The following is a 19346-nucleotide window of genomic DNA, read 5'->3' as shown; positions in this document are numbered from 1 at the left end:
GTGCCGACCGGGCTCGCCGGATGGGCGAAGGACCGCTCACCACGCTGGATGAAGGACACGGCCAACGCCACGACGCGGGCGTACGCCGTGCGGACCGCAGACCGGCGTCACCTGCCGGACTTCCTCATCATCGGCACCAAGCGCGGCGGCACGACCTCGCTGTGGAACTACCTCATCCAGCATCCGCTGGTCATGCCGATGTACCCGGCGTCGCGCGGGGTGAAGAGCCCCGGCTACTACTACGTCAACTACGGTAGGGGCGACGCCTGGTACCGCTCGCACTTCGCCACCGAGCGGGAGCTCGACCGGGTTCAGGAGCGCCTCGGCGGGCCCCGGCCCGTCACCGGAGAGGCCTGCCCCTACTACATGTACTATCCGCCGGTTCCCGAGCGGGTGCGCGCCCGCACGCCGGACGCGAAGATCATCGTGACGTTGCGCGATCCGGTGAGGCGCGCCTACTCGCACTACTGGGAGCGGGTCGGCGACGGCGTCGAGGACCTGAGCTTCGAAGAGGCCCTGGAGGCCGAGGCGGAGCGGCTGCGCGGCGAGCGGGAGAAGATGGCGGCCGACCCGATGTACTACAGCCGGGCGCACGACTTCTACAGCTACCGCGACCGCGGGATCTACCGGCCGCAGCTGGAGAACTGGTTCTCAATCTTCCCGCGCGAGCAGTTCCTCATCCTGCCGGCGGAGGACCTGTACGGGAACGAGCAGGCGGCCGTGGACCGGGTCACCGAATTCCTCGGATTTCCTCCACATCCGCTGAAGATCGCCAAGAGGCACAACCACCTGCCGGCGCCACCGATGAATCCGGTTACCAAGGAGCGGCTCACGGATTTCTACCGCCCGCACAACCGGGCCCTCTACGACCTGCTCGGTGAGGAGTATTCCTGGCCGGCCTGACGCGGCCATGGGGCGGTGGAGGGACGCTCGTCCACCGCCCCCGGTTTACCGGTCGTACCAGCTTTCTCAGGCTAATTACTGGTAATAGCTAATTGATTACGCTCGTTGACAGCGGGTGCGTCTTGCACTAATTTTGCCACGTTCCTGCGCCAGCTCCCCTCTGTGCTGCAGATTAGTTATCCCCCGAGCCCTTCTGCTCGCCGCATACACCGCGGGAGATTCCATGGCATTTCGTCTGCCTGCGCGCAAGGCGTCCCTGTTCGCCGGCGCCGCCGCCCTCGTCGCGGCCGCCGGCGTGGCGATCGTTCCCGACTGGGCCAGCGCGGGCCCGCCGGACGGCAAGTCCTCGAGCGCCGCCGCCCTGTCCTGCTGGGCGATCAAGCAGTCCTACCCGAAGAGCGCGACCGGCCTGTACTGGCTGAAGACGCCCCGAATGGGCAGCGCCCAGCAGTTCTACTGCGACATGACCACCGACGGCGGAGGCTGGGTCCTCGTCGGCCGCGGCCGCGAGAGCTGGAACTACCACTACGCCGGCCAGAGCAGCACGTCGAACGTGCGCAACACGCCCACCGGCACCGCCGCCTTCGCGCCCGCCACGGTCCCCGGCGACACCATCAACGGCCTGTTCAACGGCGGCTCCATCGACGGGGTCCGGCTGCGGCGCGCCGAGAACACCGGCGGCACCGCCTGGCAGGACGTGCAGCTGAAGTACAAGGACCTGGCGGACTGGTCCTGGACCTTCGACGGCGGGCTCCCGCTGACCTCGGTCTCCTTCGACGGCGCGGCCTACAGCGGCGGGTACACCGACACCATCACGGCGTACGACAGCATGCTGCACCCGTACAACTACCTGTCCACCGTCAAGGACAAGAACAACGCGTACAAGAAGGGCTTCGCGTACGGCCCCAACGTCCGCGGGGCGTCGACCAGCGCGAGCAGCTACCTGTACAAGGCCACCTCCGACGGCCTGCCCATCCCGTTCACACAGGTCTGGGTGCGGCCCAAGATCACGACCGCGGAGGGCGGAGCGGCCCCGGCCACGCCGAAGCTGCTCAGCGGCAAGACCTCGTCCAGCTCCTGGGGCGTCACGGGTGTCGTCGGCGGCGGCACCGGCGAGAACAACATCGAGGTGCACGCCCTCGGCGTCGTCGGCAGCACCCTGTACGTCGGGGGCAAGTTCCAGTACGTGCAGAAGGGCGCCAGCCCGGCGGCCGGCCAGAAGGTCGAGCAGTCCTACCTCGCGGCGTTCGACACCGCCACCGGCGAGTGGAAGTCCGGGTTCCGGCCCAAGCTCGACGGTGAGGTCTGGGCGATCAAGGGTTCCGGCGACAAGGTGTTCGTCTCCGGCGACTTCACCAACGTGAACGGCGTCGCCAACACCGCGGGCGTCGCCGCCCTCGACCTCAAGACCGGTGCGCCGGTGTCCACCTGGAAGGCCAGCCTGATCCGGAGCGGCGGAGCGCCGCGCGGTCGGGCCATGGACATCCAGGACGGCTGGCTCTACGTCGGCGGCACGTTCGACCACGTCAAGGGCGGCACGACCATCGCCAAGTCGCCGTTCTGGGTCGGCGGCGCGGCGCGTGTCAAGGTGACGGACGGCACCCCGGACACCACCTGGAACCCGTTCTTCGACGCGGGTGTGTACTCGCTCGACGCCAGCTCGAAGGGGGACCGCGTCTACTTCGGCGGCCGCATGAAGCACATGGGCAAGCAGAAGGAGACGTCGGTCAACGACTTCGCCATCGTCAGCGCGGCGGCGCCCGGCGGCCATATCTCCGGGCTCGGCGACACGAAGTGGATCCCCAGCACCTCCGACCCGGAGAAGCCCTACCGCAACACGATCCTCGAGGTCGGGGACCGCGTCTGGATGGGCGGGTCAGAGCACGACCTGCAGGTCTACGACCGGGACTTCCAGAACAAGATCAGTGGGAACCTCGCCCGCTCGGGCGGTGACTTCCAGACGTCCGTCGAGATCAACGGTGTCCTGTACGCCGGGTCGCACGGCTTCGACTTCGACTACACCGACGGCTGGACGTATCCGGACCCGAAGACTGGCGGCTACTCCAACGTGCACCGCCTCAACATGGTCGGCGCCTGGAACGCCCAGAGCGGCAAGTACCTGCCCAACTGGAACCCCGTCTTCGCGTCGCGGGCCGGAAACGGCGTCTGGGCGCTCGTGAAGGACAACAATGGGTGCATGTGGGCCGGCGGTGACCTGAAGAGCGGCTCCTGGACCGGCTCCGCCTACCAGTGGCTCGGCGGGTTCGGCCGATTCTGCCCCTGACCCGATCATTCGGGCCGGGCTCGGTCGCTTCCGCGTCGTGATCAGGGAATCACCCATCGGGTGATTCCCTGATCACACCCAGGGGCCGGCCGGAACGGGAGGCTTGGACGTATGAGGATCGCCAGAGGACGCGGGCGCGTCGCCGCGCTGTCGGCGGTGACGCTGATCGGAGCGGGCACCGTCCTGTCGGCCTGCGGCTCCGCGTCGGGCAACGACGGTTCCGGCGGCGGATCCGGTAAGGGGTCCGGCAAGGGATCCGCCACCCTCACGATGGGCAGGTCCCGGGACGCGAGGGGGCGCTGCGGGGCCGACGCCAAGCTGATGCCGAAGTGCGGCGCCTACTGGGGCATCTACTCCGTGCAGGGCGCGTCGCTCACCTCGGCCGTCACCGACATCGAAGGCAAGGTCGGCCGGCGTTTCGACATCGTCCTGCGCTTCCATGACTTCTCGAACAAGCCGGGTCCGGGCGTCTTCCCGGACGCCGCCGAGCGCGCGCTCGGCCGTTCCCGGCTGCTGTTCTTCGCCTGGGAGAGCAAGCTCTACGCGGGGCAACAGAGCTACAAGTGGCGTGACATCGCCGCGGGCGCCTACGACCGGTCCGTCATCCAGCCCGTCGCCCGCCGGATCCGCGCCTACGGGCAGAAGGTCTTCATGTCCTTCGACCCGGAGATGGACCGGCACATCACCAAGGGCGAGCTCAAGGGCACCGAGGCGGAGTACGTCGCCGCCGCCCGGCACGTCCACGACGTCTTCGCGAAGGCCGGCGCCACGAACGTCGTCTGGGTCTGGACCACCACCGGGACGATGAGCAACGAGAACCCGCAGCGAATGCTCAACTCCTATCCCGGCGACGCGTACGTCGACTGGGTGGGCTGGGACCCGTACAACTTCTACAAGTGCCACGGTACGCAGTGGCACTCGTTCGACGAGAAGGTCGGGCAGACGTACCGCTTCCTGCAAAAGAACGGGTTCGCCAAGAAGCCGTTCATCCTCCCGGAGTACGGCACGCAGTACGACCCGGCCGACCCGAAGCGCTCCCTTCAGTGGTACCGAGAGATCCCCGGCGTGCTGCGGAGCAAGTACCCCAACATCGCCGGGCTGATCCGCTTCGACGCGGGACCGGGCTGCAACCTCAAGGTCGACAACGGCCCGGGCATGCTCACCTCGTACGCCGCGGCGGGCCGGGACTCCTACCTCAACCCGTCCGGCGGCTAGGGCCTGTCTCAAAGCCCCACTGTCCTACTGCGCGGCGCCCAGGCGGCGCCTCGCCGCGTTGTCGCCCCACCCCACGAAGACGCGAGGGACGGCTTCGCCGACCCGGCGCGTTTCCGCGGGGGCCCCGGGAGGAGTCGCCAGCCAACACCAGGCTGACTCCCTCCTCCGCCTTACGAGGCACCACCTGGACACCGCTCGCTACGGACGGGGACTTTGAGACAGGCCCTGAGAGCCCGCGCGGAATGGGCGCCGTGAGCCCGGCAGTCCATTTCGCGTGGGCTCTAAGTCCGCCGTCGGCGGCGCCGGGGTGTGGCGACGAGCTCGTCCACCAGCCGGCCGAACCGCGCGACGGCGGGCGCGGTCTCGTCGGCCTCATCCTGCACGGCGTACTCGTCGGGGTCGGCCAGGGCGCGGTCCAGGTGGGCGTGCAGGCTCTCGGCGGTCTCGGCCAGGGCCACCTTGCCGAAGGCCGCCACATGCCGGGAGAACCGCACCTGGTGGTCGTCGACGACCTCGTCCAGCCGCGCGATCCGAGGCACGACGACCGGCAGCCTGCCCGCCTGCCGGCTCTCCGTGATCGAGCCGGGGCCGCCCTGACAGACGACGACGGTCGCCTCCCGGAACAGCGCCTGCACGTCGGCGTGAGGCAGGAACGCGTGGCACTCGGCGCCCGCCGGAGGGTCGGCCGGGCCGTGCTGCACCACGCAGCGGGCGTGGCCGTTGGCGGAGAGCCACTGCTCCATCCAGCCCATCAACCGGTCGAACCGGTGATGGTCGGTGCCCACGGTCACGAAGACCAGCGGCTTGTCCCAGCCGGTCACAGCAGCTGCCCCACGACGGTCCCCTTCGGATAACGTGCCCGCTGCTCCTCCCACTGCAGCAGGAACAGGTCGGCGATCGGGTAGCAGAGACGGCCGGTGAGCGTGCCGGAGTCGATGCGGTCGTACACCTCGAGGTAGACGGTGCGCCTGCGCAGCAGCCGGCCCAGGACGAAGAAGGGCACGGCGACGCCCGCCCCGGAGCTCACGATCACGTCGGGCCGGTAGCGCGGGACCAGCCGGAGGGCGAGCCACAGGTTGCGCAGCAGGTTGGGGACGTTCCGCGTCGTCGGATGATAGGCCCAGGTCACCTGCTCGTCCGCGAGGAGGGAACTGGCGTCGGCCTTCTCGAACGTCACCCACATCCGCTCGTGCTCGGACCACCAGGGCCGCAGCCGGTAGAGCTGGGTCAGGTGGCCGCCGGTCGAGCAGACCAGGAGGACTCTCATCGCTCCTCCAGGACCTCGAGCATGGCCGGATGGAGGGCGGGGTTCCAGCCGCCGCCCAGCCGCTTGAGGTGGTAGGTCCGCATGAACATCTCCAGCAGGTAGAGCCGTCCGAGCAGCCGGCGGTGGTCGGGGGGAAGCGCGGTGAGCTCGTCGTCGGCGGCGGCCCGTACGGCGGCGACCGCCTCGGTCAACGGCCGACCGCGCAGCACGAGGGCGTCCTGGAACCTCCAGTGCAGCAGGTCGAAGCCGACCGGGGTCTCCTCGGCGCTGTGCTCCCAGTCCCAGACGTACAGGTCACCGGCGTACCGGCCCATGTTCCAGGGCACCCAGTCGCCGTGCCACCGGCCGACGCGCAGGGGAGTGCCACCGTGCTCGCGTTCGAGCTCGTCGCAGTGGGCGGTGATCAGCGCCGCGAGCCGTCGTTCCTCGTCGTCGGCGGACAGCACGGCTGCCTCCGTCCGCAGCGCCCGCCAGAAGCCCGTGTCGGCCAGCTTCGTCGTCCGGGCGGCGAAGGGACCGTCGTCGCATGAGACGGCGGGCGGCCGCTCCGTCTCGCGGTAGCGGCGGATCTTCGGCGGCAGCGGCGCCGTGACGGTGAGGTCGTAGTCGCGCCAGGAGCCGTGGTGCAGCAACCGCGGCACGCGGATGCGGCCGGCCGCCGGCGCGGCCTCTTCGGTGACCGCGGCGATGGCGGCCGCCTCCCGGCGCGTCATCTCCCGGGTGGCGGGGTTCCAGCCGACCTTGGCGTACCCCACCGGCGCGCCGTCCGGGCCGAAGAGCTGGAGCGTCGGCTTCAGGTTGGGATCGGGCGGCCGGACGCCGACGCCCAGGGCCAGTCGCGGCAGGCCGAGCACCCCCCGCAGGTGGGCGCTCAGCAGGTAGTCGCCGAGCTCGGCGGGCGGGAGATCCTCGGGCACGCACACGAGCAGCCGGTGCCGCAGCAGGAGCGGGGCGATCCCGGTACGGAAACCGGCGCCCAGCACGGTCCGGGGGACGCGCAGGCGGGCCCAGCGGAGCCCGTTGTAGCGGGTCAGGCTGCCGGCCGCCACGGCCCGGCCGTCGAGCGGTACGAGGAAACGCGGCCGCTCCGGTGACGGGACGACGGCGTAACGCTCGACCACGCGATGACCCGGCGGGACGTCGCCCGACGTGACACGGACCGGCCACCCGGAGGACTCCGGCTCGGGCAGCCACAGCCGTTCGACAAGTGCGCGGAGCACTGCGCCCCCTGGTGCCCTTGATCAGCCCGGATCTGTCCCGGTAGCCGACCTCAACTTTCTCGGCACTTTACCGTAATCGGTGTTTCATCAAGGGACGCGTCACTGCATTTCCGGAACGGCAGTACCCTCTGTCACGGAACGGCAGCGGAATTCACGGCGAAGGGCGCGGGATACCATGGGCGGCGGACCGCTGGTCGTGATCGTGCTGTCGCACCGGCACCCCGGGCAGGTCACCCGCCTCGTGAACCGGATCCGCTCCGGAGCCGACACGGTCGCGGTCGTGCACCACGACCCGAGCGGCGAGCCGCTGACGCTGCGCCCCGCCTCAGATGTCGCCCTGATCCCCGACGCCCGGCCCTGCCAGTGGGGACGGCTCTCCCTCGTCGAGGCGCAGTGGCGGTCGCTGCGCTGGGTGGCGGCCAACATCCCCGAGTTCTCCTGGGCCCTCCTGATCTCCGGCCAGGACTATCCGATCCGGCCCATCACCGCGATCGAGCAGGAACTCGCCGCCTCGCCGTACGACGCGTATCTTCGGCACTTCGCCGTGACCTCCGATCCGGGGGCGGACACCGATCCCTGGCAGGCGGTCACCCGCAGACGCTACGTGCGCAAGCGGCGGCTGCCCGGCACCCATCGATCGGTGCCGTTGCCGTTCGCGCGGAGGCACCCCTACCGGGACGGCGTGGGCCTGTACGTCGGCGACATGTGGTTCAACCTCTCCGCCGCGACCGTCCACGGCATGCTGGCCGACCCGCTGGCCGACCGCCTGCTGCGCTATCTGCGGTACGCGCCGATCCCCGATGAGACCTTCGTCTGCTCCATGGCCCTCAACGCGCGCCCGGCCCGCTCCGTCGCCAACGACAGCAGGCGTTTCATCCGGTGGGGCGCCGGTGCGAGCCATCCGGAAGTGATCACCGCCGCCCACCTGGACGAGCTCCGGGACAGCGACGCGTTCTTCGCCCGCAAGATCGACGTGTCCGCGAATCCCCAGATCCCGGACCTGCTCGACCAGATCGCCGCCGACCACGGATCGGCTTCCTGACCGGAGACCGGCCGGAGAACCCTTCCGCGATCCCGCTGTTCAGCGCACGATATTGATGGCCCGCTGGCGGATCCGGCAGTACCGGCGCTTCTTGCACAGGGCGTTGTTCGTGTTGACCAGCGCGACGGCGTTCCCGTCGGCGACGTGCTGGATCCCCTTGAGGGTGGTGATATCGCGGACCGAGACCGAGTTGGCGTTGCCGCGGCCGTTCCCGGTGCTGTTGTGATCACCGGCCGGTGTTGCCAGTGCCCGCTGGGGAAGCGCCGCTGCCTGTGCGTCGAGGTTCATGGACGTGCCGAGGGCGGCAGCGAGCGCGAGACCGGAGACAGCCACGAGGCGACCGCCGGTGATTCCTCTCATCAGAGCTTCCTTTCACGGGCGAGCCATCGCCGTACACGGTCCGAACAGCCACGGGAGACGCTCTGCGCCCCGAGGCGTCCGGTGTGTCGACATCCCTACCCGAGGGGCGTCCGCAGATAGTGGTTCCAGGGGTTCCCGGCCCGGATGATTACCCCGGTTTGCCGGGCCGTCGATCGCACGAGCCGGTGCTGGAGGAATCACGACAAGAAGTTGGCCGGACATTCGAACCACTCCGACTGCCCCCGCGTGCCTCCGCAGGAGGCCGGGCCGGCCGGGTCGCCACCGGCCAGCATCAGCCCGTACGGGCCCATGTACACCAGGGGACCAGAGGGCGCGACGGGGGTGTGCGGCGGTGCGGTGGCGTCCGCCGCCGACGTGGTGGTCCTCTCGGGGGAGACCACCGTGACCTTCTGCGTCACGTTGCAGACCCGGACGTTGCGGCACAACGCGTTCTGGGCGTCGTTCACCCCGCCTGCGTTCCGGTTGGTCGTGTGCTGGTAGCCGCGGTTGCGGACAGGGCTTCGCACCGATAGGGCGGTGGCGTTGTGGTGGCCGTTCCCGTCGTGGTTGTGGTCGGCGACCAGACGTGACCACGCGCCTCTGGGCGTCCGCGCGGCCTCGGCGTCGGAGGGGAGCCAGATGAGGCCGAGCACGCCGGCCACCGAGGCGCAGGCGCCGGCCTTCAGGTAGATCGCGGCCTTTTCGGCGGTCGGTACGCCCGGGATGCCCTGTCGGGTCATTCTCCCACCTTTGATGAGTCGGTGATTCCAGACATGAACAGTCCGTTCGGCGGGCCTACCCTGAATCGCCATTCCGATCACGCCGCGGAGGACGGGCGGGTGAATCATTACGCGCTCATTGTCGCTGGTTCACCGGCCAATCGGACGAAGCCCCCCCATTGCCATCCGGGCCCCGAGATAAGCGAAGGGTACGAGAAGGGCGAGGTCCGCGATATGGGCTATCGCGATCTCGCGAGGTATTCGACTGAGTGGAAAGGCGATCGCGCTGACGGCGATCAGAACGCTGATCGGCACCGGAACGGCCCGGATCCACGTGAGTACGACGCCGAGGACGAAAACGCTGATCGGGAAGGCGGTGCCGGCGAACCAGAACGCCACATAGGCCGCCGCCGGATGCTCGTGGAGCAGGCGCACGGCCTGGGCGTGCGAGACGTTGAACAGCTCTTCGTGCATGCCCTGCAGGCCGAACGACGCTCCGCCGACACATCCGTAGACCGCCACGGGCAGCGCGAGCGCCGCGTAACGCGGCACCCGCTGCTCGATGAGACGGTAGACCGCGACCAGCCCGACGATCCAGCAGATGGTCGCGACGACGATGAGCGCTCCGGCCGTGATGCCCTGGTGCCGGTCGCTCCAGTAAAAGGTGGAGAGCCCCTGGATCGCCGGGCCCATGATGAGACAGGCACCGGCGACCGTCCTGTGAACCGCGTGCATTGTTCCTCCGTTACCTGGCGCTCGGACGGCGACCCGCAAGACCTCGGAAACACCGGGGTTTCACGCATGGCGCCGCACGCCCGTTGCGCGGGATATCGCGGTCCGGTCTCGAATATCGATGACCGCGAAGGAAACGTTAGGGAGCGGCGCCGGGAATTCCATCGGCTCCGTGGCGCGATCCGATACGGCCGTCGTCGTACGGGGACTACCTCTGGGGAGGTACACCGGGTGGTGCGCCCGCCAGCCCCGACCGGTAGGCGAAAACCACGAGCTGGGCCCGATCGCGCGCGCCCACCTTCGTCATGGCCCGGTTGACGTGGGTCTTGGCGGTCGCGGGGCTCATCGCCAGCCGCCGGCCGATCTCCTGGTTGGACAGGCCCTCGGCCACGAGCGACACCACCTGGCGTTCCCGGTCGGTGAGGGCGCCAGGCAGGTCCGGGTCGAACGCCGGCTGTCCCGGCCGTCCCACGAACGCCGAGATCAACCGGCGGGTCACCTGCGGCGCGAGCAGGGCGTCACCGGCGAACACGGTGCGCACCGCCTGCCGCAGCGTGTCGGGCTCGATGTCCTTGAGGAGGAATCCGCTGGCACCCGCGTGCAGCGCGGCGAAGACGTACTGGTCCAGGTCGAAGGTGGTCAGGACGATGACCTTCACCTCCGCCATCCGCTCGTCGGCCAGGATCCTCCTGGTCGCGGTCAGTCCGTCGGTGCCGGGCATCCGCACGTCCATGAGGACGACGTCGGGGCGGCGCGCCCGGGTCAGCGCCACCGCCTCCTCGCCGTCGGCGGCCTCCCCGACCACCTCGATGTCCTCCGCGCGCTCCAGGAGAACGTGGAACCCCGCCCGGACCAGCGTCTGGTCGTCGGCCAACAGCACGCGGATCGTCACGTCGTCTCCTCGCCCGGCAGCCAGGCGCGCACCTGGAACCCCCGTCCTCCGTCGCCCGGCCACTCGAACGGGCCGGCGGTGAACCGGCCGCCCAGACCGGCGGCCCGTTCGGCCATGCCCCGCAGGCCGTTGCCCTGCTCCATCCGCCGGGGACCGTCGGCGCGGTCGTGGCCCCCGCCGCCGTCGTCGCGGATCCGCACGGTGAGACCCTCCTCGTCGTAGCGCACCAGGATCTCCACCAGATCGGCATCGGAATGGCGCAACGCGTTCGTGAGCGACTCCTGCGCGATCCGGTAGGCCGTGAACTCCACCAGCCTGGACAGCGGGCGGCGCTCGCCCTCGATCCGCACGTCGACGCGCGGGCCGCCCGCGGAACACGCCCGCGCCAGGTCCTCGATCCGGTCGATGCCGGGAGCGGGGGGCGCCACGTCGCCTTCCCGGTCGTCATGGCCCCGCAGGACGCCGACGGTCGCCCGCATCTCGGCCAACGCCTCGCCGCCGGCACGCCGGACGGCCTCGAGCGCCTCCCTGGCCTGGTCGGGGGCCTCGGTCAGCAGTTCGGCGGCCACGCTCGCCTGCACGTTGATCACGGCGATCGTGTGAGCGGACACGTCGTGGAGCTCGCGGGCGATGCGGATCCGCTCCTCGGTGAGGCGCTGGGCGGCGACCTGGTCCCGGTGCGCGGCGAGAAGCGCCAGCCGGGCCTCGAACTCGGCCCGCCGGGCGCGGCGGCTGCGCACGGCGTCGCCCAGGAGCAGCGCGGCGACGAACACGACCGTCGACCCGTCGAGCGCGGCGTCGAACAGACCGGCTCCGGTGTGCTTCGTGCGGGCCAGCGCGTCGGACACGATCAGCCAGCCCGCGAAGAAGAGCCCCGCCCATCGGCGCGGGGCGGCGGCCGCGGCGTAGAGCGCGATCCAGACCGGCACGGCCGGTGCGCCGCCCGGGTAGTCGGCGACGTGGTAGATCAGCCACAGCAGGGAGATGACGCCGAGCGCCACGGCCGGCCGGCGCCGACGGATCAGCAGCGTCACCGCCATCGCGAACCCGAGGCCGTACGCCCCCGCGTCGGGACTCCGGTCACCGGCGTCCAGCGTCGCCGTGTCGATGCGGTAGGCGGTCGCCGCCGCGGCGGCCGCGCACAGGGACAGGTCCCTCGTCCACGGCGGAACGGCGGCGAGCCGGCGGCGCGCCTGCGACAGGTTCACGCCCCCACCGTACGGACGATCAACCGCGAGGGCGTCGGCCCGGCGCGCCGGCGGGCGGACAGGCGGTGAGGGGAGGGGCCACCGCCCGCGGGCCGGGCCCGTCGACGGCGTCGCTGATGGGCGTCAGGACGGCGGGCACCGGCCGGCGCCGGGGTGGCGGGTCGTGACCCTGGCCGTGGCCGGTTCCGGTCGCCTCGCCCCGCGGCCGGAGGGCGTCACCGGGTGACGACGGACGTGTCCGGTTCGCGGCGATCGGCCGGGACGGTCCGTGCGGGCGGCGCGCCGTCACGGGGGAGCGGCAGCGGCCGCAGTCCGTTCCAGGCGCGCAGCAGCGCCCAGACCGCCGTGCCGCCGACCACCACGGCGATCAGTGCCCAGGCCATCGGCGTGGTTCCGACCCCGAACATCTTCAGCGCAGACGCCAGCAGGACGAAGGCCAGCGCCCATCGGATGAGGCCACCAGGCGCGCGAGACGACGCCAGGGAGCCGAGGAGGACACCGGGGATCGAGCCGGCCAGCAGCGCGAGGGTGACCTCCAGCCTGAAGTCGCCGAACAGGATGTGACCGAGCGCCGCCGCCCACACCAGCGGCACGGCCTGGAGCAGGTCGGTGCCGACGAGCCGGTTCGCGGTGAGCGCCGGATAGAGCGCGAGCAGGGCGACGATGATCAGCGACCCGGAGCCGACCGAGGTCATCCCGACCACGAGTCCGCCCACCGCTCCGACCATGATGGTCGGGATCGGGCGCACGGAGATCCGCGGCGTTCCCTCCGCGGGGTGCTCGTCGGGGGAGGGGCGACGGGCCGCCCGGCGAGGGGCGCGGTCGGCCATCGTGAGGTAGCTGCGCACGGTGAGGCCGGCGGCGGCGATGAGCAGGGCCACGCCGAGGCCGATCTCGATGACGTTCTGCACGTTGTTGCCGCGTCCGAGGGCCCGCGCGAGGAGCACGCCGCAGAAGGCGGTCGGCACCGAGCCCGCGCACAACCAGGCGACGAGACGCAGGTTGATGGTCCCGCGGCGCAGGTGCACGAGGCTGCCCACCGGCTTCATGACGGCCGCGGCGACGAGGTCGCTCGAGACCGCCGTGAGCGGCGGAACTCCGAAGAACACGGTCAACATCGGTGTCATCAGGGCGCCGCCGCCCATACCCGTGAGGCCCACGACGATCGCCACCAGGAACGATCCCGTGGCCATCTGGTAATCGAAGTGCATCCGTATGCCCTACCCGTTAAATCGGGAAAGTCGGACACTCAGATTATGTGGTGACGCCAGGGATTCGCCAGACAGGTCCCCGTGTGCGCTCGGTGACGCGACCCTTACTCGGAGCGCACCCAGCCGCCGGTGACGAGCAGGTCGAGGACCCGGTCCACCGCGGCCTCGGGGGTCAGCTCCGAGGTGTCGACGGTCAGCTCGGCGTCGCCGGGCGCTTCGTACGGATCGGAGATCCCGGTGAACTCGGGGATGAGACCGGCCCGCGCCTTGGCGTACAGGCCCTTGCGGTCGCGGCGCTCGCACTCCTCCAACGGCGTGGCCACGTGGACGAGGATGAAATCGCCCGCGGCGTTCACCATGCGGCGCACCTCCGCGCGCGTCGCGGCGTACGGCGCGATCGGCGCGCAGATCGCCACCCCGCCGTGCCGGGTGATCTCGGCGGCGACGTACCCGATGCGGCGGATGTTCAGGTCGCGGTCGTCCCTGGAGAACGTCAGGCCGGCCGACAGCAGCCGGCGCACGACGTCACCGTCGAGGAGGGTGACCGTCCGGCCGCCCCGCTCGACGAGCGCGTCGGCCAGCCCGCGCGCGATCGTCGACTTGCCCGAACCCGACAGGCCGGTGAAGAACACGGTGAGACCCCGCCCATGGCGTGGCGGATTGGCGCGGCGCAACTCCTCCGCCACCGCCGGCGGTGTGAACCACTCCGGGATCTCCTCACCGCGATCCAGGATCGCGGCGAGCTCGGCCTCGGTCGGCTCTGGCCGGATGTGGTCGGCCTCGATCTTGGAGACCGGACGCCACACCTCGACGCTCTCGTCGAACGCCCACGGCTCCGGCGTGACCGGCTCGATCCGCAGGTCCCCGGTCGTGACCGGAAGCAGGGGAGCACCGGCACGTGAGGCCTCGTCGACGCCGGCCGCGGCCTCAACGAAGAAGTGGGTGGCGCCGTAGGCGGTGGCGACGTGGGTCGCGAGGGCCAGGTCGCGGCCCGGCCGCTCGATCAGCGGCACCGGAACGACCAGCGAGCCGACGGGCAGCTCGCGGCGTACGGCCAGCAGAGCGCGGACGAGCGCGTCGTCGTGCCCCTCACCGATCAACGGGAGCAGCAGCAGCCGCGCGTCGAGCTTCTCGGCGAGCTGACGCAACTGGCCCAGGTGCCGCCGGTGCAGCGGGGTGCGGGTCGCGATCGCCAGCGTCGTCGCCCCGCCCAGCTCCGCGCGCACCTCGCCCGGCGAGCGGCGAAGCCGCCGGAACGGCCCGTGCTCCGGAGCGCCCAGCGCCTCGACCCGGCCGGCCGCCCGCCACGACGTCGTCGCCGACGCCCGGAGCGGGTCGCCCTCGGGGAACCCGGGCGGAGACGTGTTGTCCCGCCACGTCTCGCTGACGTGCAGGACCGCCAGCGGCACCCCCTCCGGGTCGGCCAGGATCAGCCGTTCCTCCTTGGTGAGGTCCTCCGGCACGGCGAGCGTCACCGGCGCCGGCCACGGCGTGCCGTCGGCCAGCCGCCCGGCGGCGGTCACGGTCGCCGCGTCCACCGCACCGAGGAAACCGGTCAGCGGATGGAACGCGCCGTTCAGCAGCAGTTCGAGATCGGCAAGCTCGGCCGGGCCGGGCGTCAGGCTCGGCAGGTCGCGTAGGTCGCCGGCTTCCGTCGTCAACGCAGGCTCCGATCGTGTCTCGACCGTTGACCATTGAACTCTACGCTCTGTCGGCCTCACCTCAGATGATGCGGGCGTAGCGATTCTCCGGCTTGCGGATCACCATGGAGACCTCGCTGTACGACGAGGTCAGCCGATTCTGGGACAAGGTGGACACCGCCCGGCACAGCATCCGCGCGAGCGGCCCCGACCGGGTCACCGTCTCGGCGGACGTGTGCTCCTCGGTGATGACCAGGCCCCGCATCAGGCAGTACGCCCGCATCCCGGCCAGTGACGTCACCCGTTCGTACACCGCCTGCGGCGGCGTGGCGCGCTGCCACAGGATGGCCCGCAGCCACCGCGGAGCGACCCGGTCGAGGCGGCCGAACGCGCTGTCGCGGTCACGGAACCGCACGAGCATCAGCCCGCCCGGCCTCAGCGCGGCGACGAACCGGTCGAGGACCAGCTCCGCGTGCGGGATCCGCTCGATCAGGTACGGGGCGTGCACGACGTCGTAGACGCGCGGCGGCATCGGCACCGTACGCAGGTCGCCCAGATGCCAGGCGTCGAGGTCGCGGCGGACACGGACGCCCGCGCGGACGTCGGGCAGGTCGACGTCGACCCCGGTGACGTGGCAGTCGGCGGCGTCCAGGTCGAGCGGGGCGTTCCGGCCGCACCCGGCGTCGAGGACGCGTAGTCGCTCGAAGGGCCTCTCGTCGGCGTACTCGCGAACGCGTTCGTGGAAGAGGTCACCGTCGTAGGTCGGCGGCGTTCGCAGCTCGGTCACGCCCCGGAGCGTAGCCGCCCGGTCGCGCCGCGTGCTCGCATTCGCCATTGTGCGTGGTGCGTGTCGGCCGGTGGCCCGCGGTCGACGCAGGTGCGGCCCGGCCGCTCCGTAAGGCGCATCCCGTCTCCCCGCTCCACCGGGGCACTGCGGCGTGTGGTAGGCGCGACGCGTAGGCTGGGGACCCCGGGGTGAGATCACTCTCGGGGTCTTCACGCTGCCTCACCCTTGATGAGCCCATGACGCTTTCCGGACTGCTCGACGTCGCCATCGCCGATCCCGCTCTTGTCCGCGCCCTCAAGAGCGCCGACGCCCACCTGGACCTCGTCGCGCCGCCCGCGCTGCGCCCGGTCCTCGGTGCGGCGCTCGCTCGCGAGCGCGGGCGCACCGTCCTGATGGTCACCGCGACCGGCCGGGAGGCCGAGGATCTCACCGCGGCCCTGACGAGTCTGCTCGATCCGGCGGGGGTCGCGCAGTTCCCCGCCTGGGAGACGCTGCCGCACGAGCGCCTGTCACCACGTTCGGACACGGTCGGCCAGCGCCTCGCCGTCCTGCGGCGGCTGGCCCACGGCGACCCGGACGACCCGGCGGCCGGCCCGCTGCAGGTCGTCGTCGCCCCGGTCCGGGCCGTGCTGCAGCCGATCGTCGCCGGCCTCGGCGACCTGGAGCCCGTGCGCCTGCGGCCCGGTGACGAGGTCGAGTTGGACGACGCCGTGCGCCGTTTGGTCGACGCCGGGTACGACCGCGTCGACCTGGTGGAGAAGCGCGGCGAGATCGCCGTGCGCGGCGGCATCCTCGACGTGTTCCCGCCCACCGAGGAGCATCCGCTGCGGGTGGAGTTCTGGGGCGACCAGGTCGAGGAGATCCGCTACTTCAAGGCGGCCGACCAGCGTTCGCTGGAGATCGCCCAGGAAGGGCTGTGGGCGCCGCCGTGCCGGGAGCTGCCGCTGACCGCGTCCGTCCGCGAGCGCGCCCGTGAGCTCGGCCGCCGGCATCCGGCGCTCGCCGACGTCCTCGAGCAGATCGCCGACGGCGCGGCCGTCGAGGGCATGGAGGCGTTCGCGCCGGTCCTCGCCGACGACATGGAGCTCCTGCTCGACGTGCTGCCGGACGGGGCCTCCGTGGTCGTCTGCGACCCCGAGCGCATCCGTACCCGCGCCGCGGAACTGGTCAGCACGAGCCAGGAGTTCCTGGAGGCGTCGTGGGTCAACGCCGCCGCGGGCGGAGAGGCCCCCATCGACCTCGGCGCCGCCGCGTACAAGACGCTCGACGAGGTTCGTGACCACGGGGCCGAGCTCGACCTCGCGTGGTGGACGATCACGCCGTTCGCGAGCTCGGACTCGGCGGGCACCGGCCGGACCCGCCGCGAGTACTCCGCGGCCACCGGGGAGCTCACCGAGGTCGCCGCCGATGACGTCGATGACGTCGACGGCGACGGCGGCATGCTCCGGATCGGGGCGCGCGCGGCGGAGTCCTACCGGGGCGACACCCAGCGGGTGATGGCCGACGTCAAGGGCTGGATCCACGAAGAGTGGCGGGTCGTGCTCGTCACCGAGGGCCACGGGCCGGCCGAGCGGCTGGCGGAGGTCGTCCGCGAGGAGGGCCTCGGCGCGAAGATCACCGAGCTGGCCGAGCCGCCGGAGCCGGCGATCGTCAACGTCTCCTGCGGCCTCCTCGAACACGGCTTCGTCTGGGACGCCGTCAAGCTCGTCGTGCTCACCGAGACCGACCTTTCGGGGCAGAAGTCCTCGACCAAGGACATGCGGCGGATGCCGTCGCGCCGGCGTGGCGGGGTCGACCCGCTGCGGCTCACCCCGGGCGACTACATCGTCCACGAGCAGCACGGCGTCGGGCGGTACGTCGAGATGGCCAGCCGCACGGTGCAGGGCGCCACCCGCGAGTACCTCATCATCGAGTACGCCAAGGGCGACCGGCTCTTCGTGCCGACCGACCAGCTCGACGAGGTCACCCGCTACGTCGGCGGGGAGGCGCCGAGCCTGCACCGGCTCGGCGGGGCCGAGTGGCAGAAGCAGAAGGGGCGGGCGCGCAAGGCCGTCCGCCAGATCGCGGGCGAGCTGATCCGCCTCTACTCCGCCCGGCAGGCGTCGCCGGGGCACCCCTTCGCCTCGGACACACCGTGGCAGCGGGAGCTGGAGGACGCCTTCCCGTACGTCGAGACGCCCGACCAGCTCGCCGCCATCGACGAGGTCAAGGGCGACATGGAGAAGCCGGTCCCGATGGACCGCCTGATCTGCGGCGACGTCGGCTACGGCAAGACCGAGATCGCGGTGCGGGCGGCGTTCAAGGCGGTGCAGGACGGCAAGCAGGTCGCCGTGCTCGTGCCGACGACGCTGCTCGTCCAGCAGCACCTGTCCACCTTCGCGGAGCGGTTCGCGGCCTTCCCCGTCGTCATCAAGCCGATCAGCCGGTTCCAGAGCGACAAGGAGGTCGCCGAGACGCTGCGCGGCGTGACCGACGGCACCGTCGACCTCGTCATCGGCACTCACCGTCTGCTGTCGCCGGAGACCCGGTTCAAGGACGTCGGGCTGATCATCATCGACGAGGAACAGCGCTTCGGCGTCGAGCACAAGGAACGCATGAAGGAGATGCGCACCCAGGTCGACGTGCTGGCCATGTCGGCCACACCGATCCCGCGCACCCTGGAGATGGGGCTCACCGGCATCCGGGAGATGTCGACGATCCTCACTCCGCCGGAGGAGCGGCACCCCGTCCTCACGTTCGTCGGGCCGTACGACGACAAGCAGATCGCCGCGGCCATCCGCCGGGAGCTGCTCCGCGAGGGCCAGGTCTTCTTCGTGCACAACCGTGTGCGCTCGATCGACAAGGTCGCCAAGCACCTCACCGAGCTCGTGCCGGAGGCGCGGGTCGGCGTCGCGCACGGCCAGATGAACGAGCACCAGCTCGAGAAGATCATGGTCGACTTCTGGGAGAAGGAGTACGACGTCCTCGTCGCGACCACGATCGTGGAGAGCGGCCTCGACATCCCGAACGCCAACACCCTGATCGTCGACCGCGCCGACATGTACGGCCTTTCGCAGCTGCACCAGCTGCGCGGCCGCGTCGGCCGGGGACGGGAGCGCGCCTACGCGTACTTCCTGTACCCGCCCGAGGTGCCGCTGACCGAGACCGCGCACGAGCGGCTCGCGACGATCGCCCAGCACACCGAGATGGGTGCGGGCATGTTCGTGGCCATGAAGGACCTGGAGATCCGGGGCGCCGGCAACGTGCTGGGCGGCGAGCAGTCCGGGCACATCGCCGGGGTCGGTTTCGACCTGTACGTCCGCATGGTCGGCGAGGCCGTGCGGGAGCTGCGCGACGAAGGCGTCCCCGAGACGCCCGAGGTCAAGGTGGAACTGCCGGTCGACGCGCACGTCCCGCACGAGTTCGTCCCCGGCGAGCGCCTGCGGCTGGACGCGTACCGCCGGATCGCGGCGATCCAGAACGACGACGAGATCGCCGCCGTCCGCGACGAACTGGTGGACCGCTTCGGGCCGCTTCCGGTGCCGGTGCTGAACCTCCTGGAGGTGGCGCGCTTCCGGGCGCTGGCCCGCCGGGGCGGCCTGAGGGACGTCACCCTTCAGGGCAACCACATCCGGTTCTCCCCGGTCGACCTGCCCGAGTCGCGCACGGTGCGGCTGCAGCGCCTGTACCCGAAGAGCATCCTGAAGGCGGCGACCAATACGCTGCTGGTGCCGGTGCCCAAGACCGCTCCGCTCGGCGGGCGCCCGCTGCGCGATCAGGAGCTGCTGAAATGGTGTACCGATCTGGTGGAGGCGCTGTTCCTCGCCGATCCCGTCGCCAGATGACGAGCCGGGGCGAGACCACCCCCGGTGCCGGAGGTGCCCGCG

General features: G+C 71.0%; 16 protein-coding genes. 5 read left to right on the top strand and 11 right to left on the bottom strand.

What is annotated here, in order from left to right; genetic code table 11:
- The 3 genes from NE236_RS17300 to NE236_RS17290 all read left to right on the top strand — a co-directional run bounded on the left by NE236_RS17300 (position 1) and on the right by NE236_RS17290 (position 4402).
- Positions 1–903, top strand: a complete 903-nt coding sequence (locus NE236_RS17300) for a sulfotransferase (protein ID WP_252843023.1) — start codon at positions 1–3, stop codon at positions 901–903.
- A gap of 223 nt (positions 904–1126) precedes the next feature.
- Positions 1127–3187: a fibrinogen-like YCDxxxxGGGW domain-containing protein gene (locus NE236_RS17295; RefSeq protein ID WP_252843021.1), complete on the top strand. Its 2061-nt coding sequence runs from the start codon at positions 1127–1129 to the stop codon at positions 3185–3187.
- A gap of 111 nt (positions 3188–3298) precedes the next feature.
- Complete coding sequence (locus NE236_RS17290; protein WP_252843020.1) at positions 3299–4402, top strand: glycoside hydrolase family 26 protein; 1104 nt, start codon at positions 3299–3301, stop codon at positions 4400–4402.
- Positions 4403–4683: 281 nt separating this feature from the next.
- Here the strand turns inward: NE236_RS17290 and NE236_RS17285 are convergent, their stop codons facing one another.
- From NE236_RS17285 to NE236_RS17275, 3 genes are read right to left on the bottom strand one after another with little or no spacing between them, the layout of a single operon-like run.
- Positions 4684–5223, bottom strand: coding sequence for a glycosyltransferase (locus NE236_RS17285; RefSeq protein WP_252843019.1), 540 nt, complete (start codon positions 5221–5223; stop codon positions 4684–4686).
- On the bottom strand, positions 5220–5669 hold the full coding sequence (gene pssD, locus NE236_RS17280; protein WP_252843018.1) for a PssD/Cps14F family polysaccharide biosynthesis glycosyltransferase: 450 nt from the start codon (positions 5667–5669) through the stop codon (positions 5220–5222). Before pssD ends, NE236_RS17285 begins: the two co-directional genes overlap by 4 nt.
- Positions 5666–6889, bottom strand: coding sequence for a hypothetical protein (locus NE236_RS17275; protein ID WP_252843017.1), 1224 nt, complete (start codon positions 6887–6889; stop codon positions 5666–5668). The genes pssD and NE236_RS17275 overlap by 4 nt, the downstream gene beginning before the upstream one ends.
- A gap of 175 nt (positions 6890–7064) precedes the next feature.
- On the opposite strand from NE236_RS17275, the gene NE236_RS17270 reads away from it, so the two are divergent.
- Positions 7065–7931: a beta-1,6-N-acetylglucosaminyltransferase gene (locus tag NE236_RS17270; protein WP_252843015.1), complete on the top strand. Its 867-nt coding sequence runs from the start codon at positions 7065–7067 to the stop codon at positions 7929–7931.
- 39 nt (positions 7932–7970) lie between these two features.
- Here the strand turns inward: NE236_RS17270 and NE236_RS17265 are convergent, their stop codons facing one another.
- The 8 genes from NE236_RS17265 to NE236_RS17230 form a co-directional block, all read right to left on the bottom strand.
- The gene (locus NE236_RS17265; protein WP_252843014.1) at positions 7971–8291 is read right to left on the bottom strand and encodes a hypothetical protein; all 321 of its coding nucleotides are present in this window, start codon (positions 8289–8291) and stop codon (positions 7971–7973) included.
- A gap of 197 nt (positions 8292–8488) precedes the next feature.
- Positions 8489–9031 (bottom strand): hypothetical protein, encoded by a 543-nt coding sequence (locus NE236_RS17260; protein ID WP_252843013.1) that lies wholly within the window; start codon positions 9029–9031, stop codon positions 8489–8491.
- 129 nt (positions 9032–9160) lie between these two features.
- Entirely contained in the window at positions 9161–9745 is a 585-nt protein-coding gene (locus NE236_RS17255; protein WP_252843011.1) for a hypothetical protein, read from the bottom strand.
- 205 nt (positions 9746–9950) lie between these two features.
- Positions 9951–10634 (bottom strand): response regulator transcription factor, encoded by a 684-nt coding sequence (locus NE236_RS17250; RefSeq protein WP_252843010.1) that lies wholly within the window; start codon positions 10632–10634, stop codon positions 9951–9953.
- Positions 10631–11842 (bottom strand): sensor histidine kinase, encoded by a 1212-nt coding sequence (locus NE236_RS17245; protein WP_252843009.1) that lies wholly within the window; start codon positions 11840–11842, stop codon positions 10631–10633. Before NE236_RS17245 ends, NE236_RS17250 begins: the two co-directional genes overlap by 4 nt.
- 215 nt (positions 11843–12057) lie before the next feature.
- Complete coding sequence (locus tag NE236_RS17240; protein WP_252843008.1) at positions 12058–13053, bottom strand: sulfite exporter TauE/SafE family protein; 996 nt, start codon at positions 13051–13053, stop codon at positions 12058–12060.
- Between the two features lie 104 nt (positions 13054–13157).
- The gene (gene cysC / locus NE236_RS44520; protein WP_252843007.1) at positions 13158–14714 is read right to left on the bottom strand and encodes an adenylyl-sulfate kinase; all 1557 of its coding nucleotides are present in this window, start codon (positions 14712–14714) and stop codon (positions 13158–13160) included.
- A gap of 61 nt (positions 14715–14775) precedes the next feature.
- Complete coding sequence (locus tag NE236_RS17230) at positions 14776–15480, bottom strand: class I SAM-dependent methyltransferase (protein ID WP_252843006.1); 705 nt, start codon at positions 15478–15480, stop codon at positions 14776–14778.
- Between the two features lie 236 nt (positions 15481–15716).
- On the opposite strand from NE236_RS17230, the gene mfd reads away from it, so the two are divergent.
- A complete protein-coding gene (mfd, locus tag NE236_RS17225) occupies positions 15717–19304 on the top strand; it encodes a transcription-repair coupling factor (protein WP_252843005.1) in 3588 nt (1195 codons plus the stop codon).
- The last annotated feature ends 42 nt before the right edge of the window (positions 19305–19346 follow it).

The organism is Actinoallomurus purpureus, assembly GCF_024055795.1.
Classification (GTDB): Bacteria; Actinomycetota; Actinomycetes; order Streptosporangiales; family Streptosporangiaceae; genus Actinoallomurus; species Actinoallomurus purpureus.
This window is presented reverse-complemented; position numbering and strand designations above follow the sequence as displayed.

Bases quoted from the DNA above. Each gene is read 5' to 3' on its own strand.
- NE236_RS17295 (WP_252843021.1), top strand. From the start codon at position 1,127: ATGGCATTTCGTCTGCCTGCGCGCAAGGCGTCCCTGTTCGCCGGCGCC.
- NE236_RS17290 (WP_252843020.1), top strand. From the start codon at position 3,299: ATGAGGATCGCCAGAGGACGCGGGCGCGTCGCCGCGCTGTCGGCGGTG.
- pssD (WP_252843018.1), bottom strand. From the start codon at position 5,669: ATGAGAGTCCTCCTGGTCTGCTCGACCGGCGGCCACCTGACCCAGCTC.
- NE236_RS17270 (WP_252843015.1), top strand. From the start codon at position 7,065: ATGGGCGGCGGACCGCTGGTCGTGATCGTGCTGTCGCACCGGCACCCC.
- NE236_RS17265 (WP_252843014.1), bottom strand. From the start codon at position 8,291: ATGAGAGGAATCACCGGCGGTCGCCTCGTGGCTGTCTCCGGTCTCGCG.
- NE236_RS17260 (WP_252843013.1), bottom strand. From the start codon at position 9,031: ATGACCCGACAGGGCATCCCGGGCGTACCGACCGCCGAAAAGGCCGCG.
- NE236_RS17255 (WP_252843011.1), bottom strand. From the start codon at position 9,745: ATGCACGCGGTTCACAGGACGGTCGCCGGTGCCTGTCTCATCATGGGC.
- NE236_RS17240 (WP_252843008.1), bottom strand. From the start codon at position 13,053: ATGCACTTCGATTACCAGATGGCCACGGGATCGTTCCTGGTGGCGATC.
- mfd (WP_252843005.1), top strand. From the start codon at position 15,717: ATGACGCTTTCCGGACTGCTCGACGTCGCCATCGCCGATCCCGCTCTT.